The organism is Virgibacillus siamensis (assembly GCF_039522605.1).
In the GTDB taxonomy this organism is placed as follows: Bacteria; Bacillota; Bacilli; order Bacillales; family Amphibacillaceae; genus Lentibacillus; species Lentibacillus siamensis.
The window spans coordinates 229,096-254,601 of record NZ_BAAADS010000018.1 but is presented as its reverse complement, the minus strand read 5'-3'; the positions used below and the strand labels follow the sequence as shown (position 1 = coordinate 254,601).

Genomic DNA, 25,506 nt, shown 5'->3' with positions numbered 1-25,506 from the left:
ATACCGTGATATAATTTTGTAAATACATACTCATTCATGTGTACATATGATAAAATAGGATTATAGATTATGTCTGGCTGTTCGATCATCAAAATACAATGTTTCACGTGGAACAATTTAGCATTAGTGATCGTCATTGACGTACGAGTCTAAGGTGGTGCTTGATTATGGCAAGTCCTTTTAATAAAATATTTGGCCTGGGGGATAAATCAAATTCCAACCAAAAGGAAGAATCATATAACCCAAATGAAGTTGAACAACTTCCTGTTGAAAAGATTGAACCTAACAGATTTCAGCCGAGGTCTATTTTTAATGAGGAAAAAATAAATGAACTGGCGCAGACAATACATACACATGGTATGATTCAGCCAATAATTGTTCGTAAGTTAAATGATAAAGAGGCTTATGAAATTATTGCCGGCGAACGTAGATGGCGGGCGGTACAATCGCTCGAATGGGAGCATATACCGGCGATTAAACGGGAAATGTCTGATGCGGAAACTGCATCAGTCGCGCTTATTGAAAACCTGCAGCGTGAAGAATTAACCGTTATTGAAGAGGCGCAGGCATATGAAAGTTTGTTGGAACTCCATGAATTGACACAGGAAGCGTTAGCCCAGCGCCTTGGTAAAAATCAGTCAACAATAGCGAACAAACTGCGCTTATTGAAACTTCCTGTTGAAGTTCAGCAGGCAGTGCTGGATAAAGAAATTACTGAAAGGCATGCACGAGCATTAATTAAAATTAGTGATCAGGACAAGCAGCGTGAAGTTCTAAATGCAATTTTGGAAAAGCAGTTGAATGTAAAGCAAACAGAAGAATATATTGAAAAACTCGATAAACCGAAAGAAAAATCCGCAAAAAAGAAACCCAAACTGAAGGGTGTTAATAAAGATATTCGAATCGCAATGAATACGATTCGCCAATCACTGAACATGGTTTCCAAAACGGGAATTGATGTGGAATCGGACGAGAAGGACGAAGACGATTTTTATCAGATTACAATAAAAATACCTAAAAAGAAATAATACATTTTTAGCTTTTATACCGGAATTAAAATGCCATTCATCTTTGCTGGAAGGATGAGTGGCTTTTCATTCCGCTTATTTAGATAAGACTGTTTTCTAAAAGGTTGTTATTGGACAATATCCATAAACTGCGACATAGTATGATGTTCTACCACCGCTGCGGAAATACACGTCGCTTTCACTTATGCCAGTGGTAAAAGCATCCGCCCGGAACGATCCTGGACGGCAGGGTGAGAAGCGGACATGATTATAGAACACATTCCAGCAGTTACGTCGCAGTTTTGTTCAACTGAGGACAGCAACCATATTTTAAGAAAAGAGTCTTTGGTAATGACCACTGAATTTGAGATTACTTTTTTCTAACAATAACCATTAATAAGAGGTATTTCGACAAAAAAAGTGGTAAAATAAAACGTATAGAGTTTAGGTGGGTGACAGCATGGGAAAAATTATGGCCATTGCAAATCAAAAGGGTGGCGTAGGAAAAACAACATCATCGGTAAATCTGAGCGCAGGCCTGGCACAATTTAATAATAAGGTGCTGATTGTAGATATTGATCCACAGGGGAATGCCACCAGCGGCGTTGGTATCAACAAAGCTGATATGGACCAGTGTATCTATAATGTGCTGGTTGAGGATTTACCGGCAGAAAACGTTTGTGTACCTACTAATACGGAGAATTTGGATATTATTCCAGCGACAATCCAGCTTGCGGGAGCAGAAATTGAACTTGTCCCGACTATTTCAAGGGAAATTCGATTGCAAAAAGCACTGGAGGAACTGAAGGATAACTATGATTATATTATTATAGATTGCCCTCCATCCCTTGGATTATTGACGATTAATGCGCTGACTTCATCTGATACCGTTATGATTCCGGTACAATGTGAATATTACGCATTGGAAGGTTTGAGCCAGCTGCTGAATACAATCCGACTTGTTCAAAAACACCTTAATAAACAATTGATGATCGAAGGTGTACTGCTGACAATGCTGGATGCCCGGACAAATCTTGGTGTTCAGGTTATCGAAGAGGTTAAAAAATACTTTCAGGACAAAGTCTATAAAACTGTTATTCCAAGAAATATCCGTTTGGGTGAAGCACCAAGTCACGGTCAGCCAATCATTACGTATGATCCGAAATCCAAAGGTGCGGAGGTATATCTTGAATTAGCGAAGGAAGTGATGAACAGTGGCGAAAGGGTTAGGTAAAGGATTAGATGCTTTTTTTCCTCCTGATATAGAGGAGAAGGAAGATGATTTGATTCAGGAAATCCCTGTTAAAGATTGTCGTCCAAATCCTTATCAGCCAAGAAAGACATTTCATGCGGATGCAATTGAAGAACTTAAAGAATCTATTTTGGAATATGGCATTATTCAGCCGTTAATTGTACGAAAAAGCATAAAAGGCTATGAAATTGTTGTCGGTGAGCGCCGTTTTCGCGCTGCAAAAGATGCCGGTCTTGATGTGATTCCGGCAGTAGTCAAAGAGTTAACCGATGAAAAAATGATGGAAGTAGCCTTGCTGGAAAACTTGCAACGTGAAGATTTAACACCAATCGAAGAAGCTTACGCATATTCCAATCTGATGAATGAATTAGAAATTACCCAGGATGAATTGTCAAAACGGCTTGGTAAAAGCAGATCCCATATTGCCAATATTGTCCGCTTATTATCTTTACCGGATCAGGCGATTGCCTACATTAATAATGGTGAACTTTCAATGGGGCATGGCCGTGCATTGCTGGGAATTAAGGATACCGAAAAAATTATGCCATTCGTTGATAAAATACGAAAAGAAAAGCTGAATGTAAGACAGGTTGAACAACTGATTGTACAGTTAAATGAAAAAGGTAAACAAATAAAGAAAAAGAAGAAGCCTGAAAAAGATGTATTTATCAAGGAACGTGAGACAATTCTCCGTGACCGTTTAGGTACTGCCGTATCCATTAACCGCGGAAAACGGAAAGGCAAGATTGAAATAGAGTTTTATTCGAATGATGATCTTGAACGGATATTAACGACATTGGACAAGTAAGCAGTTTAAATGAAAACAGACTGATTAGCTGTATGACGCTGTCAGTCTTTTTTAAATAATGTCAAGAAATGTTAAATGTGGTGAAAATAGTTTGGCATCTACTATAGATGGCATGACAGGAATTCAACATATATAAATGGGGGAGATCTGATGATATACTTTGATCAGGCAGCTTCATCATTCCCAAAACCACCTGAAGTAGGGGAGGCAATGATGTACGCGTTAAATGAGGCAGGTGCAAACCCTGGCAGAGGGAGTCACAAATTAGCAAGAAGGGCTGCGAATTTGATTCAGGAAACCAGGGAAAGAGCAAGCTATATTTTTGGGTGTACAGATCCAAAAAAAGCACTTTTTTATCCGAATGCCACGGCTGCCCTGAATCAGGCGATTAAAGGTTTTCCACTGAAGACGGGAGATCATGTTATCGCTTCTTCTTTTGAACATAACTCCATTAGAAGGCCGTTGGAGTATGTTAAAAAACAAAAAGGAATAGATGTGACGTATGTAAAATGGGAAGATGACAGTGATCAGTTTATACATAATGTTAAAAAGGCGATGACTGCCGATACAAAACTGATCGTGATGACACATGCATCAAATGTAACCGGTGCTATCCTGCCGATTGAAGAAGTGACAAAGCTTGCTCATGATAATTCCATTTCCACCCTGATTGACGGTTCGCAGACCGCCGGACATACAGAGATAAACATGAAAGAACAGGATATCGACATGCTTGCTTTTCCTGGCCATAAAGGGTTGCTTGGACCACAGGGAACCGGTATGCTTCTTGTGAATGGAGAAATACAATTGGAGCCGATTCATCATGGCGGGACAGGCGCGCATTCTGAATCGATTGATCAGCCGGAACAATGGCCGGAAAGATATGAAAGCGGAACACTGAATACACCAGGAATTGCTGGTTTCAATGCTGCTTTGAAACAGGTTGAAAAAAGACAAAATGGGAATGTTCCACGTGAAACATTGCTTGCCAAACAATTGGTAACCGGACTTAAATCACTACCTGGAATTACGTGTTATGGTCCAGATGAACACCAGCCAAGAGTGCCGATTACTGCCTTTAATGTTCGAAATGTTTCTTCACAGGAAGTGGCCATGATATTGGACTCACATTACGATATCGCTGTGCGGGCCGGCCTTCATTGCAGTCCGCTTGGTCATGAGTCACTGGATACAACAGAGCAAGGCGTGGTGCGGGCAAGCCTGGGAATATATAATACCGAAGCAGAAGTACGAGCTTTTTTGGAAGCAATTAAAGAAATAGGTTCAGCATACGAACAAATATAAATAACAGGGTAATTGGAGAGGTTGTAATGGTCTTATATGGAACATTAGTGAATGGAGCCTGTATTATAGCAGGAAGCCTGTTAGGGCTGGTTTTTACGAAAATACCTGAACGTTACAAAGAAACGGTGATGCATGGAATTGGACTGGCTGTAATTCTGATTGGCATGCAAATGGCTTTTTCAACAGAAGTTATCATTGTGGTTTTGCTGAGTTTATTAACAGGGGCAATAATAGGGGAGCTTATCCATGTAGAAGAGGGGCTAAATCGTTTGGGTACCTGGGTTGGCTCGCATTTTTCAACGACGAATGAAAATTTCAGCGTCTCCCAAGGGTTCATCACCGCTTCCTTAATCTTTGTCATTGGTGCCATGTCAGTCATTGGCGCTCTGGACAGCGGCTTGCGGGGAGATCATGAAATACTGCTGACCAAGGGAGTAATTGATGGATTTGTTGCACTTGTTCTAACGACAACACTTGGATTTGGTGTCATTTTTTCGGTGATTCCGGTAGTTCTTTACCAGGGCTCGATTGCTTTATTGGCCACGCAAATTGAACAGCTTCTTCCGGAAACATTCCTTGATGGCTTGATCACGGAAATAACGGCAGTTGGCGGGTTGTTAATCGTTGCGATTGGCTTGAATCTGTTGAAGGTGGTTCAAATTCGTGTCGGAAACTTGCTGCCTTCATTACTTACTGTTGGGTTTGTCTATTATATATATTTGCTGTTTTGAAACAATTTTCGGAAAATTATAGTGTTAAGTGAAGCCAATGGAGACGTTGAATGGAAATAAAAAATGAGGAGGAAATTTAATGATTAATAAGATTGGTCAAATTATGCTGTACGTTAATAACCAGGAAGAGGCTGTTACATTTTGGACAGAAAAAGTCGGGTTTCATGTAATTTCTGATGATAATGATGGCCATGGTATGAGGTGAATTGAAATAGCACCATCAAAGGGCGTGGGAACGAGTATTGTACTCCACAATAAAGAATTAATTGCTAAAATGCAGCCTGAATTAAACCTGGATACACCTTCATTAATGTTTTTCACGGAAAGTCTCGATACGTTGCATGACGATTTATTAAGTAACAATGTCACGGTTGGAGAAATTGTAAACATGCTATCTGGCAGAGTATTTAATTTTGCAGATAGCGAACAAAACTATTTCGCAGTTATGGAAAAGAATGACTAATGTGACTGTAGGGTAATATACGGAAACCATCCCTTGCAGAAAAAAATTTATTCAGCTGAAGTTACTCAAAGAGACTGGTACAAATTAAAAAGTGTAACTTAAAAGACGACCTATTATAACCGGCAATCACTTGGAATAAGCAAGAATTTAACCTGTGAAGAGCCGGTTTTTCTATGATAATAGTTATAATTATTTCGTCTGTTTTATTTTTATGACGTAGGGCATATTCCAGTGATGCGATGAAATAAGGAAGGGGCAACGACTGGTTGCGCCCCGGTGCGCCTATAACTATCTTTACTTAAGATGTTCACTCTGACAATAATGGAAAAAAAGAAAGGCGATGATGAACATGTATTTTGGTGAAAGGTTAAAAGAAGAACGGGAAAAACGAGGGTGGTCACAATCTTACCTCGCTGAAAAAATCCATGTTAGTCGTCAGTCAGTCTCAAAATGGGAGATTGGCAAAAATTATCCCAGTATCGAAGTGATCATTGAATTAAGTGATTTATTCGGTATCACGATAGACGAATTATTAAGGAGTGACAAAGAATTGAAAGAAAAAGTAATTCGGGACAGTAAAAAACTGGCGCATCCGAAATGGAAAGCATTGTTTGACAGTGTGTTTTTATTAGGAGTATTTCTATTGGTCGTAAAGCTTATTATCTTTGGCCTGCATCATTTTTTTGGTACTGCTGTTATGATTCCAGATGGTATACCAAACATCATATCGAATTTTTTACCGTTAGCTTTCATGATAATCGGCGGTATTGGTTCCGATCAGTTTAAAAATAATTATGTTGATAATTAAGGTAATTGACAGAAATTTAAAACAAATTGCATCATATTTCCGATGTTGAAGGAATAAAGACTAAATAGACCAGTCACATCTGACTGGTCTAATTGTTTTTTTCCTTTACTGGCATCCAAATTTCACTATATACATTTTCGGAATCGCCCGTGTGATTTGTAAACGAAATTCCGGGCAGATCTGCTATTTCATAATCGGCAGAAGGCAGCCATTCAGAATACGTTTTTGCGAAAGTTTCCTGTAGTGTAGCAGGGAATGGTCCTTCATTCGGGAAAATTGCCCATAAACTTTCATCGATAGAGATTTGCTCTAAATCATCAAATGGATTTTCCTTTGTCGTTGCAAAACCAATCATATGCGTCAGGAATCCTTTTTCTTCAAGGTAACCATCATCAAATTCGTAGGAGACATTTAAAACCTGATGAGGATATAAATCAGCTAATTGATGCATTTCCTTTCGTTGTTGTTCGGTAATGGACTGGGCCAGTTCTACGATGGCATTATTTTCACCTTCGAACTGAATGGGAACCCTTTTCGATACACCTACAATATTAAATTTTTCCTTCTTTTCAATTTTAAATTCCATGGATATTCCTCCTCGTATATCGATAATGAATGTAAATTTGGGAAATGATTTTTGAATGTTGTTTTTCATTACTTCGGATGGCAAAAAACCACTCCATTCACGAAAGGCTCTTGAAAACCCGTCTATGGATTGATAGCCATACTTATAGGCAACATCTGTCACTTTGGCTCCGTTTATTAATTCAACATTTGCAACGGATAATCTCCTGTTTTTGATATACGCATTCAGTGAGATTCCGGCCATGTAAGAAAACATTCGTTTAAAATGATAATCGGATATTCCTGCGATTTTTGATATCGTTTTTCCAGAGATCTCTTCTGTTAAATGGGTTTCGATGTAATCCATTAAATGATTGAACTTTTGTAACATGCATTCCCCTCCTTCACAAATACATAATAACGCTATAAACAATGTTTTACTCGATATTTTCTATACGGAATTTGTCGGGACCTATGTTTCATGTATGCTAACTTTTCCCGAAAATTTTAATTAAAAAGCCGCATCTTTCATTGAAAGAATGCGGCTTGACTTTCGATTGTTGAAAATAATTCCGGCAGTGATGTATACATGCAGTGAAGAACGAATCATCGAATAGGCTTTGAGTTGCGGGGTTGTTCACATCCTGTCGCTCCCGGCAGAGTGGATACTGCGAATACGAATTTCACAGTAATGTTTTTTTCGTGACCGTGGTTGGTGTTTGCGGGAATGCGCCTGCTGTCAGCTTCTGATCCACCAAATGTAAGACTTCAGCGGTTTTTTTGGCAATTTCCACTACGACAGAAAGCCTTGTATTTTGCAGGATGGAGTACTCCATAAATCCGCTCATATTGACAACTCCTGTGATATGAATATCCCCGACCGGTGGTAAATCCTTGTTCACAGCAGCTCCCGGACGCAGTGGGCCTTTGTCCAATATAATACTGCCAACTTTTGCGGTTTTTCCGAGGGAGGCATCGACAGCGATAATAAACGGATTATGGTGCTGTTTGTTTATCAGGGTCAAATATTCTTTCAGATTCATAGCATGGACGGGATTTTGCAGTGTGCCGTAAACGGTAAAAGCACCCATTTGCTGCTCTTCCAAATAGGAGCCTGTAAGCGGGCCGAGTGCATCACCGGTGGAGCGATCGGTTCCAATGCAGACGATAAGAAAGTCCTCAGCAAGTTCAGGCATCAGGGAAATAATTTTTTGACTCATTTTATTTAATAGAAAAGGGTTGGTGTGAAGCATTTGCAGTTTATTATTTTTTGAATCAAAACGCTTTATCAGATTCATAGCTTATCCTCCAAAAACATATTGGTATAAGTATACGGAAATAAATTTCGTTCTATACCTAAATACATGAAAATAATGGAGGAAATGCAATGTGGAAAGCTGGTCTGAAATGGATGTTCTTAATTATCGGTACAACAATTGGAGCAGGTTATGCTTCCGGGAGAGAGCTGTGGCAATTTTTTGGCCATGAAAGTGGACTTGCTATCATATTGTTTATGATTTTTTTCTCAATTTGCTGTCTGGTTATAATGAAAATCAGCTATGAAAAAAAATCAACCGACTATTTGCCGGTATTAAAAATTATTGTTGGGTCAAAATTAACCCGTGTCTATGATGTCATGATATTTCTATATTTGTTTACCACAACTGTTGTCATGATAGCGGGAAGTGGTGCAACCGGACAGGCATTTCGTTTCTCGTACTGGTGGGGTGTCTTCTTCATTGTAATCGCCCTGATTGTACTGTTTATGAAGGATATCAGTGGTTTGTTGGCGATAAATCAGGTTATTTTGCCGTTGCTGCTTGGTGGTCTCTTGTTTATTTTACTGTTGTTCACATTGGATCAAAACCTTAATTTATCACCAAACTGGCATGAACAGCGAAATTGGACTGCTGCATTTCCATTTACCGCATTAAATATCCTGCCATTGATTGCTGTACTCGGCGCAATTGGCAGCAAGGTGGAGTCGAAGCGTGAAATATGGATTGCAGCACTCGGGAGCGGGCTGTTGCTTGGGGTCATTTCCTATGTATATAACAGCAGCTTAATTCAGATAGCAGATGAACTGCTCCTGTATGAAATCCCATTATTTGCCATATTAAAACATTATCCGTTTGGCATGCTGATATTCATGTCGATTATGCTATGGTTTGCCATTTTTACCACAGCTGCGGCAGGAGTACTCGGGATTGTTTCCAGGTTGAAAACGATATGGCATAACAGTCCTGTGTGGCTGCTCGCTACTGTCATATTGGTTTTGATGATTCCATTGACAACCCTTGGCTTTTCCGCGTTAATAAGCTATATTTATCCTATATATGGAATTTTAAATTTATATGTGCTGACGAGATTATTACTTTATCCTGTTTGGAATAAAAAGGGTTGAACGAACAGTGCAATTCCTTTCATTGGACTTGAGAGTAATGTACAATTATATATAAGTATTCGTTTGCCGGAGGGATGAATGTGGACTATTTCAGTGACAGGATTATAAGTTTATGGGATTATGTAACGGGTCCCGATTTATGGACTACGATTGTCCAGGGCATTGTTGAAATAATTGTAATTATAATTGTTGCTGTATTGGTAATACGGATTGGATCAAAACTGGTTGATCATTTATTCGAAAGCCGTAGACAAGGCCCGCTTCGTATTACAGAACGAAGAGAAAAAACACTTGAGAAATTAATCACCAATACACTTAAATATACAGTTTATTTTACTGCACTTATCATGATATTGGATGGCGTATTCAATTTTGAGGTCGGTGCACTTCTCGCTGGTGCAGGAGTTGCGGGTCTTGCAATTGGTTTTGGTGCACAAAGTCTTGTCAAAGATGTCATATCCGGTTTCTTCATTATTTTTGAGGACCAGTTTTCAGTTGGTGACTACATTATTGCATCAGGAGTAGAAGGAACCGTTGAGGAGATTGGTTTGCGTACCAGCAAAATCCAAAGCTGGACAGGTGAATTGAATGTCGTGCCGAATGGCAATATTACACAGGTAACCAATTATTCCATCTATAATGGATTGGCTGTTATTGACATAAATGTGCCATATGAAAGTGACATTACGGTGGCTGAAGAAATTATAGAAGATGTCATTCAGGGTCTCCCGGACAAATATGAAGAGATTGTCAATACACCAATCATACACGGTATACAGACGTTGGACGTTTCCCATTATGTTATTCGTGTCATTGCGGATACGCTTCCTGTTTACCAGTGGGCAGGTGCCCGGATAATCCGGAAAGAAGTGAAAGAGCGCCTATACAACGAAGGAATTCAAATTCCTGCGCCACGCCTTGTTATGTATACAAGAAATCAGCAGCCAACATCGATGGAAGCTGAACACGACAAGAGTAAACAGGCTGACTTGCCGCACGAACATGACAGTTTAAAACAAACTGCCGCAAGTAAAAGTGAGAATCAATCAACGGATGATTCGGATAGCCAACTAGCGGGTAGGAAAACAGAGTCAGGCAGGTGGAAACCTGACAGACGAGATATCGGAACAGATGGGGATGGTGCAGAATAATGTGGGAAACGTTGCACCTGGGCATTTGATCAAACGCAGAGGGTGTCCATAATGGAAAGCGAGGTATGGATCGAATGGTTGATAAGGAATTCGAACTGAATGATGTTGTACAAATGAAAAAACAGCATCCATGCGGCGAAAATCGCTGGCAAATTATCCGGATGGGAATGGATATACGCATTAAGTGCCTTGGATGCGGCCATAGTGTCATGCTGCCGCGTAAAGAATTTTCCAGGAAAATGAAAAAAGTCCTGGAAAAAGCGGAAAAATAAATTAGTTAAAATTGACTAATCTGTCCAAAAAATAGTATTATAGAGCTATACAGAGATAGAAAATTTAAAAATAATAGGGTAAAAGGCAAAAATGGGTGACTTTTGTTGCCCATTTTTGTTTTTTGATAACTTGTCAATTTATTTTGTTGTATCTATAATTGATATGACTAGAGCGTTCATATGAATGGTAACCCTTAAGGAGTGAAAGTTGAATGTCACTGACAGCAGGAATTGTCGGACTTCCAAACGTTGGTAAATCAACATTGTTTAATGCAATTACACAGGCAGGGGCAGAAGCGGCAAACTATCCATTTGCTACAATTGACCCGAATGTTGGAATTGTGGAAGTTCCGGACAATCGCTTAAATAAATTAACGGAATTGGTAAAACCGAAGAAGACAATCCCGACCGCTTTTGAATTCACTGATATAGCCGGGATTGTGAAAGGCGCAAGTAAAGGGGAAGGATTGGGAAATCAGTTTTTATCCCATATCCGCCAGGTTGATGCAATCTGCCAGGTAGTCCGGTGTTTTCAGGATGATAACATTACTCATGTATCAGGCAAAATTGATCCGATTGATGATATTGAGATTATTAATCTGGAGCTGATACTTGCCGATCTGGAAACCGTTAATAAACGACTACAGCGGGTCGAGAAAATGGCCAGGCAGAAAGATAAGGAAGCGGTAGCTGAGCAGAATATTCTTTTGAAACTGAAGGAAGGGCTTGAAAGCGACCAGCCTGCAAGAGCGCTGGAATTTACTGAGGATCAGTGGAAAGTAGTGAAGGGCCTTCATTTATTGACAAGCAAGCCAACACTGTATGTGGCAAATGTCAGTGAAGAGGAAGTGGCGGATCCTGATGCAAATAAAAATGTGCAAAAGGTAAAAGAATATGCTGCAAATGAAAATGCTGAGGTAATCGTCGTCTGTGCCAAAATTGAAGAAGAAATTGCTGAACTGGAACAGGATGAGAAAGAAGAATTTCTGGATGATCTCGGCATAAGTGAATCAGGCCTGGACAAGTTGATTAAAGCTTCCTACAGTTTGCTCGGACTGGCAACTTATTTTACCGCCGGCGAACCGGAAGTACGTGCATGGACATTCCGTAAAGGGATTAAGGCACCACAGGCAGCCGGAATTATTCACACCGATTTTGAAAAAGGCTTTATCCGTGCCGAAACGGTATCCTATGATGATCTCATGGAAGCACAAGGGATGGCCAAGGCCCGGGAAAATGGTACGGTTCGTCTGGAAGGAAAAGAATACATCGTCCAGGATGGCGATGTCATCCATTTCCGATTTAATGTATAACAGTAAAAAGGATCCCTCGAATGGTTGTTTTTTAAAACAAGATTTGGTATAATACATTGTCGTGAGTAATGCAAGCAGATTACTCCTTGCTTCGTTAAATGCCGGGTAACAGTGGATGGACATCCATTACATGGAAACCTGACATGAAAATGAAGCCGCTAAGACCAAAAGGAGGTGCAACGGATGAGAAAATACGAAATCATGTACATCGTCCGCCCGGATATCGAAGAAGAAGCTCAAACAGCTTTAGTTGAGCGTTTCAACAACGTATTGACCGATAATGGCGCGGAGATTGAAAAAGTTGATGAAAAAGGCAAGAAACGTCTTGCTTATGAAATCAATGATTACCGTGATGGATACTATGTAATCATCAACTTCAGCAGTGATGAACAGGCAATCAATGAGTTTGATCGTCTTGCTAAGTTCTCTGATGATATTATTCGTCATATGGCAATTCGAGAAGATGATCAATAATAAGGGGTGGTTCTGATGTTGAATCGTGTCGTACTTGTCGGCAGATTAACGAAGGATCCTGATTTACGTTATACACCAAATGGAGTGGCAGTAGCCAACTTTACCATAGCAGTCAATCGTCCTTTTTCCAATCAGCAGGGGAACCGTGATGCGGACTTCATTAATTGTGTCGTCTGGCGCAGACCGGCAGAAAACCTTGCAAACTATATGAAAAAAGGCAGTATGATAGGTGTCGATGGACGTGTTCAAACACGAACATTCGAAACAAAAGATGGAAGAACTGCATTTGTCACAGAGATTGTTGCAGACAGTGTTCAGTTCCTGGAAACAAAAGGCTCCTCGCAAAACAGAGATCAGCAGTCATCAGGATTCCAGCAAAACCAGAATCAGAACCGGATGAACCAGAACCAGAATCAAAACCAAAACGAAGAGGATCCGTTTAAAAATAACGGTGAGCCTATCGATATATCAGATGATGATTTGCCATTCTAGGAAATGCTTGCATCTGCAGCAACGTATGAAAGCGAAGTAATACGCCGGGTTATCGGATGTTTAAGCTGAATGGATAAAATAATTGAAGGAGGGTTTTATCATGGCAGCTCGTCGCGGTCGTGCAAAGCGTCGTAAAGTGTGTTACTTCACAGCGAATGGAATTACACACATTGACTATAAAGATGTTGATTTGCTGAGACGTTTCATTTCTGAACGCGGAAAGATTCTTCCTCGTCGTGTAACTGGAACATCTGCGAAATATCAGCGCAAACTTACAAAAGCAATCAAGCGTGCTCGTCAAATGGCATTATTGCCATATGTGACTGAGTAATACGAAAAGCGGGAGTCAATAGTGCTCCCGCTTTTTCCTATTTTATTGAAGTGAATGAAAAGGCTCGGGTAGATACAACGCACCAAGAAATCGTGGAACCCGCCGATAAAAGGTCGAAGCCGCCGAAGAAATCGCGGAACCCGCTGATGAAAAGGTCGAACCCGCCGAAGCAAACGCGGAACCCGCCGATAAAAGGTCGAAGCCGCCGAAGAAATCGTGGAACCCGCCGATAAAAGGTCGAAGCCGCCGAATAAAACGTGGAAGCCGCTGATGAAAAGGTCGAAGCCGCCGAAGAAATCGCGGAACCCGCTGATGAAAAGAGCAAAGCCGCCGAAGCAAACGTGGAACCCGCTGATGAAAAGGTCGAAGCCGCCGAAGAAATCGCGGAACCCGCCGATGAAAAGGTCGAAGCCGCCGAAGCAAACGTGGAACCCGCTGATGAAAAGAGCAAAGCCGCCGAAGCAAACGTGGAACCCGCCGATAAAAGGTCGAAGCCGCCGAAGAAATCGCAAAACCCGCTGAATAAAGTCCGAAGCGTGCCGCATAAAACCCGAAACGCGCTATATACAGGGGTTATCCCGCTGACTAAACACCTCTGTCGTACCACGCGTCATCTTCGCATTTCATTCAGCTATTTATTATTTTCCCGTCCTCCATCCGCAGAATCCGATTTCCCAGTTTGACAGCTTCATTATAATCATGGGTGACCAGAATAATGGGAATGTTCCATATCGAATGGAGCCGAAGCAGCTCATTCTGGCATTCATCCTTTGTTTTCTTGTCGAGTGATGAAAATGGTTCGTCCAGCAGCAATGCGTCAGGTTTGGTTGCAAGAGCCCGTACTAGTGCCGCACGCTGTTTTTCACCCCCGGAAATCTGGTGTGGATAGCTCGCCAGCAAATGCCCAATCCCAACTACTTCCACGAGTTGATGAACGAGTGCCTCATCTTTCATCCCGTATGTAATGTTCTTTTTAATCGTCATATGCGGAAAAAGCGCATAGTCCTGGAACAGATAGCCGATATTTCGTTTCTGCACGGCAATTGACTGCTCCCGGTCCTGAAAAAGAACCCGTTCATTTAGGACAATGCGGCCTGAATCGGGCTTGGACAGTCCGGAGATGCAGTTCAACATGGTTGTTTTTCCAGCCCCGGACGGCCCAAACAGGACGGCGATTTCCCCGCCAATGTCTAAGGTCACATCAATCGAAAAGTCTTTCAGTTTTTTGGTAATGTCCAATGTCAGCATCATCAATCCACCTGTTATTTGTCAGTCGAAAACCGCAGAATATTTTTCCCATTCCACCAATTGAGCCATAAGATTGCACAAAATCCAACCGCAATAATACTCAACACCCAAAACACCGCTGCATCCATGTTGCCGGATTCGACAGCGAAATAAATGGTGAGCGGTATCGTTTCGGTCCGGTTTGGGATGTATCCAGCAATCATTAATGTTGCACCAAATTCACCAAGGGCACGGGCAAATGTTAATACGAGTCCGGCAATCAGGCCAGGGCGTGCAAGCGGAAAGGAAATGGTCCAGAAAACCTTCCATTTGGATGCTCCCATCGTTAATGCTGCATTTTCCAGATTCGGATCGTAGTTTTGAAACGAAGCTGCGGCACTCTGGTACATTAATGGGAACGAAACAACAACCGCAGCGATAACAGCACCAATCCAGGTAAATACGATTTGAAAATCGAACCAGGACAGCAACAAGCTGCCAATCGGACCATTACGTCCAAATAAAAAAAGCAGGCCGAACCCGACTACAGTAGGAGGCAGGACCAGGGGGAGCATCAGACAGGATTCCAAAATCCGCTTCCCGGAAAACTGATTGCGGGCAACAACCCGTGCCAGAAATACACCAAGCACCAGTACGATTACCGAGGCAATTCCTGCTATTTTTAATGACAGAAATAATGGTGTGAAATCCATTCTGTACCCACCTTCAGGAACCAAATCCGGCATCGGCCAGTATCGACTGAGCCTTTTTGGTATTCAAAAATTGAACGAATGTTTTAGCTTGTTCAGCGCTTTCACTCGAGGAAGTCACTGCTGCCGGATAGACGATTGAATCGTACAAGTCTTCATCAATTTCGGCAATGCCCTTCACCAGATCAGATCGTTTTAAATCAGATGCATAAACAAATCCCAAATCAGTGTTTCCTGATTCAACATAGGTGAGCACCTGCCGCACGTCTTTTGCAAATACAAGATCCCCCTCCAGTTGGTTCCAAACCCCGACATTCTTCAGCGCCTGTTTGGCGTATGTGCCTGCCGGAACGCTTTCCGGATTCCCGAGTGTAATCTGACTGAGATTGGTTGAAGGAAGCGCTTCTAGTGAATCGATGGTTACATCAGTATTTTTGTTTGCTATCAGAACAAGTTTATTCTCAGTAAAATCGGTTCTCGTATCTGCCAAAATCATATTTTGCTCTGCAAGAATGTCCATTCTTCTTTCATCAGCAGACAGAAAAACATCAACTGGTGCACCCTGCTGAATTTGCTGGGCAAGTTTTCCCGATGCGCCAAACTGTAATGTAACTACAGTATCCGGATGTTTTTTGTGAAATTCATCCACAATTTCATTTAAAGGGCCGGACAAACTCGCTGCTGCAGAAACAAAAATTTTGTGTTCTGCATCACTTGTGTTGTTGGAACACCCTGCTGCCAAAAGTAATATGAACATGATGGAAAATAACTTTACGTATTTCATCGGCAATAAAACTCCTATTTTCGTTTTTTTCGCTTTGGATAAACCGTAATTATTTTAATTATGAACAGCATGGAATAGATAATGAAAATCCATATATAGGAATCACTTACTGGAAAAATCATGGCCACAATCGCATAAACCAAAAACGGAATAGTCGTGGTATATGCTGTCATCTTCCACAAAATTGAAAATCGGATTTTGCGGTTTAGTGCTTTTGCAATCAGTGTTCCGACATAAGCAATTAATGAAATAAGCAAAAAAAGCATAATGGTTAATGGTAAATAGTAAAACATAAAAAAGTATACAAGGTGCATCAGAAAAGGCATGTCTGCTCCCAGCCCTTCCGCTGAAGTAAGCCGGTTTACGAACGAAGGCAATGAGATGATAAATATCAGAATAAACATATATACGACGGTTATGTCCATTCCGATGCGGTTTAATTTGAACATTGCCTGCTTCTTGGGTAATCTGATGCTATGTAAAAAAGCCTGTAAAAAGATCATCACTTTCATCCTTAATGAATATATTGCTTCCATTCTATATTATAATGGAAAACAATGATAAAATCGCTTTTCAGGAATGAAGATTCCATGACTTTTCGCAAAAACAGACATGATTCAGCAAATTATTGCCCGGGAAATAATTTGTTTATCCACCAATTAAGGGTGAAATCGTGTTATCATATACTAATGATAAAATTTCAAAGATGTAGGTGCAATATATGAATTCGAAAAAACTAACAGATGGTGCAATGCTTACAGCGTTATTTATCGTTTTGCTGCTGATTGCTTTTTTTGTGCCATTCATCTCGACTGTGGCGATATTTATTCTGCCAGTTCCGGTTATTATGTATGCCGCCCGATATAATTGGAAACCGGCAGCCATTATGGTCGGTGCTATTCTTATATTATCGTCGCTTTTTGCAACCTTTCTGTCATTGCCAATCACGGTGCTGACCTGTTTAGGCGGGATTATGATCGGGGTGGCAATCCATAATGGTTTATCCGCATATGAAACATGGGCACGCGGATCAATCGGCTTTGTTATCGGTCTTTTGTTTACATTCCTGTTCAGCCAGATTGTATTTGACGTTAATTGGATTAACGAATTAAATACGATGCTGACCGAGTCCATGCAGATGAGTCAAAACTTCATGAATCAGTTCGGCCTCGAACAACTGACAGACGAAGAATGGAATACTGTGAAAGAGCAATTATCCATGATAACGAATCTGCTTCCGGTCGGTTTGGCAATTGTGGCGATCCTTTTTGCTTTTATCAGCCAGTGGGTTGCATTTAAAGTTATCAATCGCTTGGATCAAAAACGGCTGAGATTCCCACCGTTTCGCACATTAAGGTTTCCGGTGGCGCTAATTTGGATTTACTTTTTGTCCCTGATAGTCACATTTTTTGAACCGGATCCAAATGGTGCGTTATATTTGGCGGTAAATAATATTATGTGGCTAACCGGAATATTGATGACTTTACAGGGGTTTTCATTTATTTTCTTTTATGCCCACCAGAAAAACATTTCAAAGGCATTGCCTGTTTTAAGTGTGGTGCTGTCTTTGTTTTTCCCATTTTTGCTTCTTTACCTTGTACGTTTATTAGGTATAATTGATATAGGTTTCGGATTAAGAGACCGAATTGGGGATAATGGCAAAAAATAAGCGGGAAAGAAGCAGTAGGAGCTGATTTCATGCCGGATTCACAAAAGAAACCAAAACTGAGCAGACATCTGTGGGTAATCTATCTGTTATCTGTTGTCGTGCTTGCGTTTATTTGGTATTACCAATGGATGCTTGGGCTGATAATGACGGTGCTTTTTGCTGCGTCTTTTTATTACAGTGTCCGAACGGAACGCGCAATACGGCATAATACGGAACAATACATTTCCACTCTCTCCCATCGCATAAAAAGGGTTGGTGAGGAGGCGTTATTGGAGATGCCCATCGGAATTGTGCTTTTCAATGATGAGTATGTGATTGAATGGGCAAATCCATTTATGAATGAATTTGCGGAGAATGATACGCTTGTCGGCACATCGCTTTCCATTTTGGATGACAACCTGATTTCACAAATAAAAGAGGATAGCAGTGAAGTTTGGCTTCAGCTGGAATCATACAGGTTTCAAACGGTCATCAAAAAAAATGAACGATTGCTTTATTTGTTTGACCGGACGACACAGGCACAGATACAGAGGCTTTATCACAATGAACAGACGGTTTTATCAATAATATTTCTTGATAATTATGAGGAGATCACCCAGAACATGGACGATACACTGAAAAGCCAGATGAATTCAAAGGTGACTTCCGTATTGAATAATTGGTCAAATGATTACGGGATTTATTTGAAACGTACTTCCCAGGATCGTTTTCTGGCTGTATCAACGAAAGAAACGCTGGATCAGCTTGAAAAATCGAAGTTTGATATTCTTGATGAGGTTCGTGGCCTGAATGCTGAACATAATATTCCGATGACATTGAGTATCGGCATTGGTTATGGAAATGTCCCGCTCCCTGCATTGGGGGAATTGGCTCAGTCCAGTCTTGATCTGTCACTTGGCCGCGGCGGTGATCAGGTGGCAATAAAAGATGATTCCGGAAAAGTGCGTTTTTACGGCGGCAGAACAAACCCGATGGAAAAACGGACCAGAGTACGGGCGCGAGTCATTTCCCACGCATTAAAAGAACTGGTTAAGGAAAGTGAAAATGTTATCATCATGGGACACAAATCACCTGATATGGACTCAGTCGGTGCAGCAATTGGTATCCTGAACATTGCAAAAATCAATGGTGTGGAAGGGTACATTGTACTCGATCCGGAAGATATTGATACGGGTGTTTACCGGCTGATTGATGCAATAAGAGATCAGGACGATTTGTGGCAGCATTTTGTGGAACCTGAGGAATCAGAAGCAATCATAACGAGTAAAAGTCTGGTTGTAGTGGTAGATACACACAAACCGTCCATGGTTGCCAATTCACGGTTATTGAATAAATCCGAATATAAGGTGGTCATTGATCATCACAGACGGGCAGAGGAATTTATTGAAAATCCAACACTGGTATATATGGAACCATATGCTTCGTCGACGGCAGAGCTGGTAACCGAACTGCTGGAATACCAGCCAAAGACATTAAAACTGAAAATGCTGGAGGCAACAGCCTTATTGGCGGGAATTATCGTGGATACGAAAAGTTTTACACTACGAACCGGATCACGTACATTTGATGCTGCTTCCTATTTGCGTTCAAAAGGCGCCGATACCGTTCTTGTCCAGCAGTTTATGAAAGAAGATTTGGATATTTATATTAAACGAAGCAGATTAATTGAACGTGCGGAAATTTTTCATGATACGATTGCCATATCAAAAGGTAAGTCCGGCGAAGTTTATGGTGGGGTGCTGATCGCTCAGGCTGCAGATACATTGCTGACAATGAGCGGTATTTCGGCATCGTTTGTGATTTCCGAGCGCAATGATGGCCGGATCGGAATCAGCGCCCGTTCGCTTGGTGATGTTAACGTCCAGGTCATTATGGAACAGATGAATGGCGGCGGACATTTAACAAATGCCGCAACCCAGATTGAAGATACAACAATTGAAGATGCTGAAGCATTGTTAAAAGAGATACTGCAGGAATATTTTGAAGGAGGGGAAACAGAATGAAAGTAATTTTCACAAAAGATGTAAAAGGAAAAGGCAAAAAGGGAGAACAGAAAAACGTTTCGGACGGGTATGCACGAAACTATTTACTCAAGAACAATCTGGCGGTGGAAGCAACTTCCGGGAATTTAAAGGCCTTGGAAGCGAAAAAGAATAAAGAAAAGCAGAAAGCACAGGAAGAAGTGGATGAAGCAAAAAGATTGAAGGATAAGTTGGCCAACATGACCGTGGAAATTAAGGCGAAATCCGGAGACAGCGGACGATTGTTCGGCTCCATTACCAGTAAGCAAATTGCCGAAGAATTGAAGAGCACACACGGTCATAAAATCGACAAACGTAAAATTGAACTGGATAATCCGATTCGTGAGATGGGCTATACGGATGTTCCGGTTAAGTTACATCCTGAGGTTACCGGTACCATCAAAGTTCACGTATCTGAAAAATAGTCGTGTCTCAGCCAGATTCGTAACAAGCCTCTAAAAAGGGGAGAATGTGCATGAATGAAATATGGAGTGATCGAACGCCGCCACATAACATTGAGGCGGAACAAGCTGTAATCGGGGCGGTGTTTTTGGAGCCTGAAGCCTTATCTTCTGCTGCCGAGTCGCTGATGCCGGAAGATTTTTATCGTGCAAGTCATCAGCGTATTTTTGATGCAATGCTGAAGTTAACAGACCGTGGTGAACCGATTGACCTTGTAACGGTTACAACATCATTATCCAATGATAAAAAGCTGGATGAAGTTGGCGGTGTTCAATACTTGTCTGATTTGGCCGGTAGTGTTCCGACTGCAGCCAATATTGAATACTACAGTAAAATTGTTGAAGAAAAGGCATTGTTGCGCAGGCTTATTCGTACTGCGACAGATATCGTTACGTCCGGATTTGATACGGAAGATGACGTGGAAGATGTTTTGAACGAAGCCGAAAAAAATATTCTTGAGGTATCCGGGCGCAAAAATACGGGTGCTTTTAAAGCGATAAAAGATGTGCTGATTGATGTATATGATAATATTGAACAGCTTCAGCACCATGATGCCGATGTAACGGGGATTCCAACCGGATACCGTGATTTGGACCGGCTGACTTCAGGGTTTCAGCGGAATGATCTAATCATTGTCGCAGCCCGTCCATCTGTAGGTAAAACGGCATTCGCATTAAATATTGCGCAAAATGTTGCGATTAACACCGATGAAAATGTAGCTATTTTCAGTTTGGAAATGGGTGCAGATCAGCTGGTTTCCCGTATGCTCTGTGCAGAAGGAAATATCGATGCACAGCGCCTCAGGACAGGAAAACTGGAAGCGGATGATTGGAGTAAGCTGACAATGGCAATGGGCAGTCTGTCCAATGCCGGGATTTATATTGACGATTCCCCCGGTATCCGTGTCAGTGAAATCAGGTCAAAGTGCCGCCGTTTGAAGCAGGAGAACGGACTTGGAATGATTCTAATTGATTATCTGCAACTGATACAGGGAAGCGGAAATTCCCGGGAAAACCGGCAACAGGAAGTCTCGGAAATATCACGTGCATTAAAAGCACTAGCCCGTGAGTTGAACGTGCCCTTGATTGCTCTGTCACAACTGTCACGTGGTGTTGAATCACGTCAGGACAAGCGGCCAATGATGTCCGACCTGCGTGAGTCGGGAAGTATTGAGCAGGATGCGGATATAGTCGGTTTTTTATACCGTGACGATTACTATGATCAGGAATCGGAAAAGCAGAACATTATTGAAATTATTATTTCCAAGCAGCGTAACGGTCCGGTAGGGAATGTGGAGCTTGCATTTGTCAAAGAATATAATAAGTTTGTGGACCTGGATCACCGGTATACCGACAGTGATGTACCGCCGGAGCCCGCACATGCGTAAAACAGTCTCTTATTTTTGGGGGCTGTTTTTTTATGAATTTGAAACGCGCAGCTTTCCTGGGGCCCCGCCGATGGATAGGCTGAAGCCGCCGATGAAAAGCGAAAAGTCGCCGAAGAAATCGCAGAAGCCGCCGATGAAAAGCGAAGACCCGCCGAAGAAATCGCAGAACCCGCCGATGAAAAGCGAAAAGTCGCCGAAGAAATCGCAGAACCCGCCGATGAAAAGCGAAAAGCCGCCGAAGAAATTGCAGAACCCGCCGATGAAAAGCGAAAAGCCGCCGAAGAAATTGCAGAAGCCGCCGATGAAAAGCGAAAAGCCGCCGAAGAAATCGCACCATCCGCCGAACAAAAGCGAAAAGCCGCCGATGGAAAGGCAAAACCCGCCGAATAAAACCCGAAAGCCGCCCTATTCAAAGAGCTAAAAGCAATTTAACACACGCATCATTATGTACAGCAGCACCAGGCGATAATTCCACTCTCTTGATTTCAGCCGAACATTAAACAGTTATTAGTCTATAATGTTCGTATTTAGTAATTGACATTGCTTTTTTTTACTGATAAACTTACTCTGTTAAACATGAAATACAAATGATAATAATAGTGGAGGTGCGTTATGTCCTCAGTAGTTGTAGTTGGCACGCAATGGGGTGACGAGGGAAAGGGTAAAATTACGGATTTCCTGTCACAGAACGCAGAAGTTGTAGCCCGTTACCAAGGTGGAAATAATGCCGGACATACCATCAAATTTGATGATATTACGTACAAATTGCATTTAATCCCATCCGGAATTTTCTTTGATGACAAAACATGTGTATTGGGGAATGGAATGGTGATTGATCCTAAGGCATTTACCGAGGAAATTGCCTATTTGCATGAGCGGAACATTTCAACAGATAATCTCCGTATCAGCAATCGTGCGCACGTTATTTTGCCATATCATTTAAAATTGGATGTGCTGCAGGAAGAAGATAAAGGTGAAAATAAAATAGGAACAACTAAAAAAGGCATTGGACCAGCATATATGGATAAAGCTGCGCGGTCAGGCATCCGGATTGCTGATTTGATGGACAAGGAAACCTTCCGCACGAAGTTGGAACAGAACCTGAAAGAGAAAAACCGGTTGTTTGAAAAAGTGTATGAAACGGAGTCTTTGCAGATGGAAGACATACTGGACGAATATTATGAGTACGGCCAGAAGATGGCAAAATACGTATGTGATACATCTGTTGTTTTGAACGATGCACTTGATGAAGGGCGTCGTGTCCTGTTCGAGGGTGCACAGGGTGTTATGCTGGATATTGATCAAGGGACATATCCGTTTGTGACGTCGTCCAACCCGATAGCCGGCGGAGTTACCATTGGCTCAGGTGTTGGTCCGTCAAAAATAAATCATGTGGTGGGAGTATCGAAAGCTTATACGACCCGTGTTGGTGATGGACCATTTCCGACAGAATTAAAAGACAGCATCGGTGATCAGATCCGCGAAACCGGCCGTGAATATGGAACGACAACAGGAAGGCCGCGCCGTGTTGGCTGGTTTGACAGTGTTGTTGTCCGTCATGCCAAGCGTGTAAGCGGGATAACCGATTTATCGCTGAACTCCCTGGATGTTTTAACCGGAATTGAAACGTTAAAGATTTGTGTTGCATACCGGTACAAAGGGGAAGTTATGAATGAATTCCCTGCCAGTCTGAAAGTATTGGCGGAGTGTGAGCCGGTGTATGAAGAAATGCCGGGGTGGACTGAGGACATCACAAATGTTCGCAGTCTTCATGAATTGCCTGCAAATGCTCGTCATTACCTGGAGCGGATCTCGCAATTGACGGAAATCCCGTTATCCATATTTTCCGTTGGACCGGACCGCACGCAAACTAATGTTGTGCGAAGCGTATACAGCTAAGGCGAATCAACAGAAATTTGCACCCTTATCAAATCGGTAAGGGTGTTTATTTTTAACCAAATCCCATGAATATGGTGTTCCCCTATGATTTTACAATTTTCTCGGTTATTCCCCAATCTTTATTACAATACAGTTACAAAACACGGCAAAACGGAACGAAAAAACAGTCCCTGGTAAAGGAAAACTCTCGAAAAAAGAGTAGAAAATGTATAAAAATGTAAGTTTTTATACATTTGCTTTACATTTGAAGACGTTCTCTTTTTTGCTTTTTCTATCTATGGTAGATTAGGGACGGAAAAAGAAAGTCTTTTGAACTAGATAGAAATTGCTAGGGGGAAATACGAGCGTGTTACATAGAAACAAAGCTGGAAACGGGAATACAAGCCTTTTTGTGAAAGTTGCAATTGTTGCATGCATCGGCTTATTACTTCCTTTTACAACAGCATTTGCAGCCGATAAGAATGGATCACTGGAAACAATTTATCACGTATATGTGGATGGTAAACATATAGGTAAAGTAGATCAAAAGCATGTTGTGCAGGATGTGATTGATTCCAAAATCGCCAATATGAAAGAAAAATACAAGAATCTTTCGCTTACAACCGGTGAGAAAATCAATTTAGTGCCGGAGCGTGTTTTTGACCCTTCCTTTAACAATGATAAGGTGGCTGAACAGTTTAAGAATAACCTTTCCATTAAAGCGGAAGCGGTTGAAATAAAAATTGGCGATCACACAGTTGGATTTTTTAAAGACCGGAAAACTGCTGACAAAGCACTTACGGAATTCAAGGGAGAATATGTCGACAAGGATGTTTTGAAAAAGCTGGCTAAACAATCAGACGGCGAAAACAGCAGTGGACTAACAGCTCATCATGCTGAAAATACGGACAATCTTTCCCTTTCTGTCGGAGAATCTGTCATTACAGATGTAACTTTTTCAAAGGATGTATCCATTAGCAATGAAAAAGTGTCGCCGGCAAAAGTGCTGACAGTTAAAGACGGCGTAAAGAAACTGAAAAAAGGAACGCTGGAAAAGCAGAAGCACAAAGTTCAGGAGGGGGAAGCACTGAGCGGTATTGCAGGCAAGTACGATATGTCGGTCAAAGAACTCATCGAATTAAATGATGATTTAGCCAAAGATGCAGTGCTCAGTATTGGTCAGAAACTGCAGGTAATGGAATATGAACCCTTTGCGAATGTAATCGTTAATGAAGAAAAGAAAGTGGAGCAGACAATCGGATATGAAACAAAAGTCGTCAAATCAGATGATCTGTATAAAGGTGATAAAAAAGTTAAGCAGGAAGGCCATGACGGTCAGAAGGTTGTCCATTATTCCATAACAGAAAAGAATGGCACGGTTACAGAAAAAGAAACAACACATGAAAAGACAACCGAAGAACCGGTAAAAAAAATCATCGTGAAAGGGACGAAAGTAGTGCCATCACGCGGAACAGGTGAACTGCATTGGCCAACAGCAGGCGGTCATGTTTCCAGTAATATGGGTATGCGTTGGGGATCAATGCATAAAGGCATGGACATTGCCGGGCCAAGCAGCCGCACCATTCTGGCAGCTGATAATGGAACGGTTGTATCGGCTGGATGGGACAGCGGCGGTTATGGCAACAAAATTGTAATCAATCACAATAACGGGATGAAAACAGTGTATGCCCATCTTTCATCCATTAGTGTCAGTCCGGGCGAAACAGTGGAAAAAGGAAGTGCCATCGGGGTGATGGGTACAACCGGTGATTCCACCGGCATTCACCTTCACTTTGAAGTGTACAAAAACGGATCACTCGAAAACCCGCAAGACTACTTGTAAAGACGGATTAACAAGATCAAATAGGCAAACATAGAGACTGGCTCTAAAATAGAGTCAGTCTTTTTATAAGGCGTGTTTAAAGAGCAATTATCAAATGGATTCATAAATGATATTTATTTATAAGTGGAGGGCTCAAGATACAGAAGCGTG

27 protein-coding genes and 1 pseudogene are annotated in these 25,506 nt (G+C 41.6%); 22 read left to right on the top strand and 6 right to left on the bottom strand.

The annotated features are described in order from the left end of the window. Nucleotides 1-167 precede the first annotated feature (167 nt). The 7 genes and pseudogenes from noc to ABD010_RS13610 all read left to right on the top strand — a co-directional run bounded on the left by noc (nt 168) and on the right by ABD010_RS13610 (nt 6,374). Complete coding sequence (gene noc / locus ABD010_RS13640; protein ID WP_343814142.1) at nt 168-1,028, top strand: nucleoid occlusion protein; 861 nt, start codon at nt 168-170, stop codon at nt 1,026-1,028. A 439-nt stretch (nt 1,029-1,467) separates the two neighbouring features. Next, a complete protein-coding gene (locus ABD010_RS13635) occupies nt 1,468-2,241 on the top strand; it encodes a ParA family protein (protein WP_343814139.1) in 774 nt (257 codons plus the stop codon). Further along, a complete protein-coding gene (locus ABD010_RS13630) occupies nt 2,222-3,067 on the top strand; it encodes a ParB/RepB/Spo0J family partition protein (protein WP_343814136.1) in 846 nt (281 codons plus the stop codon). Before ABD010_RS13635 ends, ABD010_RS13630 begins: the two co-directional genes overlap by 20 nt. A 150-nt stretch (nt 3,068-3,217) precedes the next feature. Beyond that, entirely contained in the window at nt 3,218-4,372 is a 1,155-nt protein-coding gene (locus tag ABD010_RS13625; protein ID WP_343814134.1) for an aminotransferase class V-fold PLP-dependent enzyme, read from the top strand. Nucleotides 4,373-4,398: 26 nt separating this feature from the next. Next, the gene (locus tag ABD010_RS13620; RefSeq protein ID WP_343814131.1) at nt 4,399-5,103 is read left to right on the top strand and encodes a DUF554 domain-containing protein; all 705 of its coding nucleotides are present in this window, start codon (nt 4,399-4,401) and stop codon (nt 5,101-5,103) included. 79 nt (nt 5,104-5,182) lie between these two features. Further along, a pseudogene (locus ABD010_RS13615) lies at nt 5,183-5,566 on the top strand (VOC family protein). Nucleotides 5,567-5,915: 349 nt separating this feature from the next. Then, on the top strand, nt 5,916-6,374 hold the full coding sequence (locus ABD010_RS13610; protein ID WP_343814128.1) for a helix-turn-helix domain-containing protein: 459 nt from the start codon (nt 5,916-5,918) through the stop codon (nt 6,372-6,374). An 88-nt stretch (nt 6,375-6,462) separates the two neighbouring features. Here the strand turns inward: ABD010_RS13610 and ABD010_RS13605 are convergent, their stop codons facing one another. Next, a complete protein-coding gene (locus ABD010_RS13605) occupies nt 6,463-7,329 on the bottom strand; it encodes an AraC family transcriptional regulator (RefSeq protein WP_343814125.1) in 867 nt (288 codons plus the stop codon). Between the two features lie 292 nt (nt 7,330-7,621). Next, complete coding sequence (yyaC, locus tag ABD010_RS13600) at nt 7,622-8,236, bottom strand: spore protease YyaC (RefSeq protein ID WP_343814122.1); 615 nt, start codon at nt 8,234-8,236, stop codon at nt 7,622-7,624. A gap of 89 nt (nt 8,237-8,325) precedes the next feature. Between yyaC and ABD010_RS13595 the strand changes: the two genes are divergently transcribed. The 8 genes from ABD010_RS13595 to ABD010_RS13560 all read left to right on the top strand — a co-directional run bounded on the left by ABD010_RS13595 (nt 8,326) and on the right by ABD010_RS13560 (nt 14,058). After that, entirely contained in the window at nt 8,326-9,342 is a 1,017-nt protein-coding gene (locus ABD010_RS13595) for a YkvI family membrane protein (RefSeq protein ID WP_343814119.1), read from the top strand. A gap of 80 nt (nt 9,343-9,422) precedes the next feature. Next, on the top strand, nt 9,423-10,493 hold the full coding sequence (locus ABD010_RS13590; RefSeq protein ID WP_343814116.1) for a mechanosensitive ion channel family protein: 1,071 nt from the start codon (nt 9,423-9,425) through the stop codon (nt 10,491-10,493). A gap of 74 nt (nt 10,494-10,567) precedes the next feature. After that, nucleotides 10,568-10,765 (top strand): DUF951 domain-containing protein, encoded by a 198-nt coding sequence (locus tag ABD010_RS13585; protein ID WP_343814510.1) that lies wholly within the window; start codon nt 10,568-10,570, stop codon nt 10,763-10,765. Between the two features lie 212 nt (nt 10,766-10,977). Further along, nucleotides 10,978-12,078: a redox-regulated ATPase YchF gene (ychF, locus tag ABD010_RS13580; RefSeq protein ID WP_343814113.1), complete on the top strand. Its 1,101-nt coding sequence runs from the start codon at nt 10,978-10,980 to the stop codon at nt 12,076-12,078. 183 nt (nt 12,079-12,261) lie between these two features. Beyond that, nucleotides 12,262-12,552, top strand: coding sequence for a 30S ribosomal protein S6 (gene rpsF, locus ABD010_RS13575; protein ID WP_343814110.1), 291 nt, complete (start codon nt 12,262-12,264; stop codon nt 12,550-12,552). 15 nt (nt 12,553-12,567) lie between these two features. Beyond that, nucleotides 12,568-13,044 carry a single-stranded DNA-binding protein gene (gene ssb, locus ABD010_RS13570; RefSeq protein WP_343814107.1) on the top strand — a complete coding sequence of 159 codons (477 nt, stop codon included), beginning with the start codon at nt 12,568-12,570 and terminating at the stop codon, nt 13,042-13,044. A 100-nt stretch (nt 13,045-13,144) separates the two neighbouring features. Then, a complete protein-coding gene (gene rpsR / locus ABD010_RS13565) occupies nt 13,145-13,375 on the top strand; it encodes a 30S ribosomal protein S18 (protein ID WP_343814104.1) in 231 nt (76 codons plus the stop codon). Nucleotides 13,376-13,632: 257 nt separating this feature from the next. After that, nucleotides 13,633-14,058 (top strand): hypothetical protein, encoded by a 426-nt coding sequence (locus ABD010_RS13560; protein WP_343814101.1) that lies wholly within the window; start codon nt 13,633-13,635, stop codon nt 14,056-14,058. Here ABD010_RS13560 and ABD010_RS13555 read toward each other — a convergent pair. Genes ABD010_RS13555 through ABD010_RS13540 form a run of 4 tightly spaced genes read right to left on the bottom strand, consistent with a single transcriptional unit; the run spans nt 14,003 to nt 16,599 of the window. Further along, nucleotides 14,003-14,623 carry an ATP-binding cassette domain-containing protein gene (locus ABD010_RS13555; RefSeq protein WP_343814507.1) on the bottom strand — a complete coding sequence of 207 codons (621 nt, stop codon included), beginning with the start codon at nt 14,621-14,623 and terminating at the stop codon, nt 14,003-14,005. The two genes, ABD010_RS13560 and ABD010_RS13555, sit on opposite strands and share 56 nt — an antisense overlap. 14 nt (nt 14,624-14,637) lie before the next feature. After that, complete coding sequence (modB, locus tag ABD010_RS13550) at nt 14,638-15,315, bottom strand: molybdate ABC transporter permease subunit (RefSeq protein WP_343814098.1); 678 nt, start codon at nt 15,313-15,315, stop codon at nt 14,638-14,640. Between the two features lie 13 nt (nt 15,316-15,328). Continuing rightward, nucleotides 15,329-16,096, bottom strand: a complete 768-nt coding sequence (gene modA / locus ABD010_RS13545; protein ID WP_343814095.1) for a molybdate ABC transporter substrate-binding protein — start codon at nt 16,094-16,096, stop codon at nt 15,329-15,331. Between the two features lie 14 nt (nt 16,097-16,110). Continuing rightward, nucleotides 16,111-16,599: a DUF1189 family protein gene (locus tag ABD010_RS13540; protein ID WP_343814092.1), complete on the bottom strand. Its 489-nt coding sequence runs from the start codon at nt 16,597-16,599 to the stop codon at nt 16,111-16,113. Between the two features lie 218 nt (nt 16,600-16,817). Between ABD010_RS13540 and ABD010_RS13535 the strand changes: the two genes are divergently transcribed. The 7 genes from ABD010_RS13535 (at nt 16,818) to ABD010_RS13505 (ending at nt 25,356) form a co-directional block, all read left to right on the top strand. Then, nucleotides 16,818-17,765, top strand: a complete 948-nt coding sequence (locus ABD010_RS13535) for a YybS family protein (RefSeq protein WP_343814089.1) — start codon at nt 16,818-16,820, stop codon at nt 17,763-17,765. 29 nt (nt 17,766-17,794) lie between these two features. Further along, nucleotides 17,795-19,768 (top strand): DHH family phosphoesterase, encoded by a 1,974-nt coding sequence (locus ABD010_RS13530; RefSeq protein ID WP_343814086.1) that lies wholly within the window; start codon nt 17,795-17,797, stop codon nt 19,766-19,768. After that, on the top strand, nt 19,765-20,211 hold the full coding sequence (rplI, locus tag ABD010_RS13525) for a 50S ribosomal protein L9 (RefSeq protein WP_343814083.1): 447 nt from the start codon (nt 19,765-19,767) through the stop codon (nt 20,209-20,211). The genes ABD010_RS13530 and rplI overlap by 4 nt, the downstream gene beginning before the upstream one ends. Before the next feature lie 50 nt (nt 20,212-20,261). Beyond that, complete coding sequence (gene dnaB / locus ABD010_RS13520; RefSeq protein WP_343814080.1) at nt 20,262-21,635, top strand: replicative DNA helicase; 1,374 nt, start codon at nt 20,262-20,264, stop codon at nt 21,633-21,635. Then, nucleotides 21,628-22,056: a ribosomal eL19 family protein gene (locus tag ABD010_RS13515; RefSeq protein WP_343814078.1), complete on the top strand. Its 429-nt coding sequence runs from the start codon at nt 21,628-21,630 to the stop codon at nt 22,054-22,056. Before dnaB ends, ABD010_RS13515 begins: the two co-directional genes overlap by 8 nt. Nucleotides 22,057-22,247: 191 nt before the next feature. Next, nucleotides 22,248-23,534 (top strand): adenylosuccinate synthase, encoded by a 1,287-nt coding sequence (locus ABD010_RS13510; RefSeq protein ID WP_343814075.1) that lies wholly within the window; start codon nt 22,248-22,250, stop codon nt 23,532-23,534. A 346-nt stretch (nt 23,535-23,880) separates the two neighbouring features. Continuing rightward, nucleotides 23,881-25,356 (top strand): peptidoglycan DD-metalloendopeptidase family protein, encoded by a 1,476-nt coding sequence (locus ABD010_RS13505; RefSeq protein WP_343814072.1) that lies wholly within the window; start codon nt 23,881-23,883, stop codon nt 25,354-25,356. The last annotated feature ends 150 nt before the right edge of the window (nt 25,357-25,506 follow it).

Bases quoted from the DNA above. Each gene is read 5' to 3' on its own strand.
- ABD010_RS13610 (WP_343814128.1), top strand. From the start codon at position 5,916: ATGTATTTTGGTGAAAGGTTAAAAGAAGAACGGGAAAAACGAGGGTGG.
- dnaB (WP_343814080.1), top strand. From the start codon at position 20,262: ATGAATGAAATATGGAGTGATCGAACGCCGCCACATAACATTGAGGCG.
- rpsF (WP_343814110.1), top strand. From the start codon at position 12,262: ATGAGAAAATACGAAATCATGTACATCGTCCGCCCGGATATCGAAGAA.
- ABD010_RS13540 (WP_343814092.1), bottom strand. From the start codon at position 16,599: ATGATCTTTTTACAGGCTTTTTTACATAGCATCAGATTACCCAAGAAG.
- modB (WP_343814098.1), bottom strand. From the start codon at position 15,315: ATGGATTTCACACCATTATTTCTGTCATTAAAAATAGCAGGAATTGCC.
- ABD010_RS13635 (WP_343814139.1), top strand. From the start codon at position 1,468: ATGGGAAAAATTATGGCCATTGCAAATCAAAAGGGTGGCGTAGGAAAA.
- ssb (WP_343814107.1), top strand. From the start codon at position 12,568: ATGTTGAATCGTGTCGTACTTGTCGGCAGATTAACGAAGGATCCTGAT.
- yyaC (WP_343814122.1), bottom strand. From the start codon at position 8,236: ATGAATCTGATAAAGCGTTTTGATTCAAAAAATAATAAACTGCAAATG.
- ABD010_RS13530 (WP_343814086.1), top strand. From the start codon at position 17,795: ATGCCGGATTCACAAAAGAAACCAAAACTGAGCAGACATCTGTGGGTA.
- ABD010_RS13510 (WP_343814075.1), top strand. From the start codon at position 22,248: ATGTCCTCAGTAGTTGTAGTTGGCACGCAATGGGGTGACGAGGGAAAG.
- ABD010_RS13595 (WP_343814119.1), top strand. From the start codon at position 8,326: ATGTGGAAAGCTGGTCTGAAATGGATGTTCTTAATTATCGGTACAACA.
- ABD010_RS13605 (WP_343814125.1), bottom strand. From the start codon at position 7,329: ATGTTACAAAAGTTCAATCATTTAATGGATTACATCGAAACCCATTTA.
- modA (WP_343814095.1), bottom strand. From the start codon at position 16,096: ATGAAATACGTAAAGTTATTTTCCATCATGTTCATATTACTTTTGGCA.
- noc (WP_343814142.1), top strand. From the start codon at position 168: ATGGCAAGTCCTTTTAATAAAATATTTGGCCTGGGGGATAAATCAAAT.
- rplI (WP_343814083.1), top strand. From the start codon at position 19,765: ATGAAAGTAATTTTCACAAAAGATGTAAAAGGAAAAGGCAAAAAGGGA.
- ABD010_RS13585 (WP_343814510.1), top strand. From the start codon at position 10,568: ATGGTTGATAAGGAATTCGAACTGAATGATGTTGTACAAATGAAAAAA.
- ABD010_RS13515 (WP_343814078.1), top strand. From the start codon at position 21,628: ATGCGTAAAACAGTCTCTTATTTTTGGGGGCTGTTTTTTTATGAATTT.
- ABD010_RS13620 (WP_343814131.1), top strand. From the start codon at position 4,399: ATGGTCTTATATGGAACATTAGTGAATGGAGCCTGTATTATAGCAGGA.
- ABD010_RS13625 (WP_343814134.1), top strand. From the start codon at position 3,218: ATGATATACTTTGATCAGGCAGCTTCATCATTCCCAAAACCACCTGAA.
- rpsR (WP_343814104.1), top strand. From the start codon at position 13,145: ATGGCAGCTCGTCGCGGTCGTGCAAAGCGTCGTAAAGTGTGTTACTTC.
- ABD010_RS13535 (WP_343814089.1), top strand. From the start codon at position 16,818: ATGAATTCGAAAAAACTAACAGATGGTGCAATGCTTACAGCGTTATTT.
- ychF (WP_343814113.1), top strand. From the start codon at position 10,978: ATGTCACTGACAGCAGGAATTGTCGGACTTCCAAACGTTGGTAAATCA.
- ABD010_RS13555 (WP_343814507.1), bottom strand. From the start codon at position 14,623: ATGCTGACATTGGACATTACCAAAAAACTGAAAGACTTTTCGATTGAT.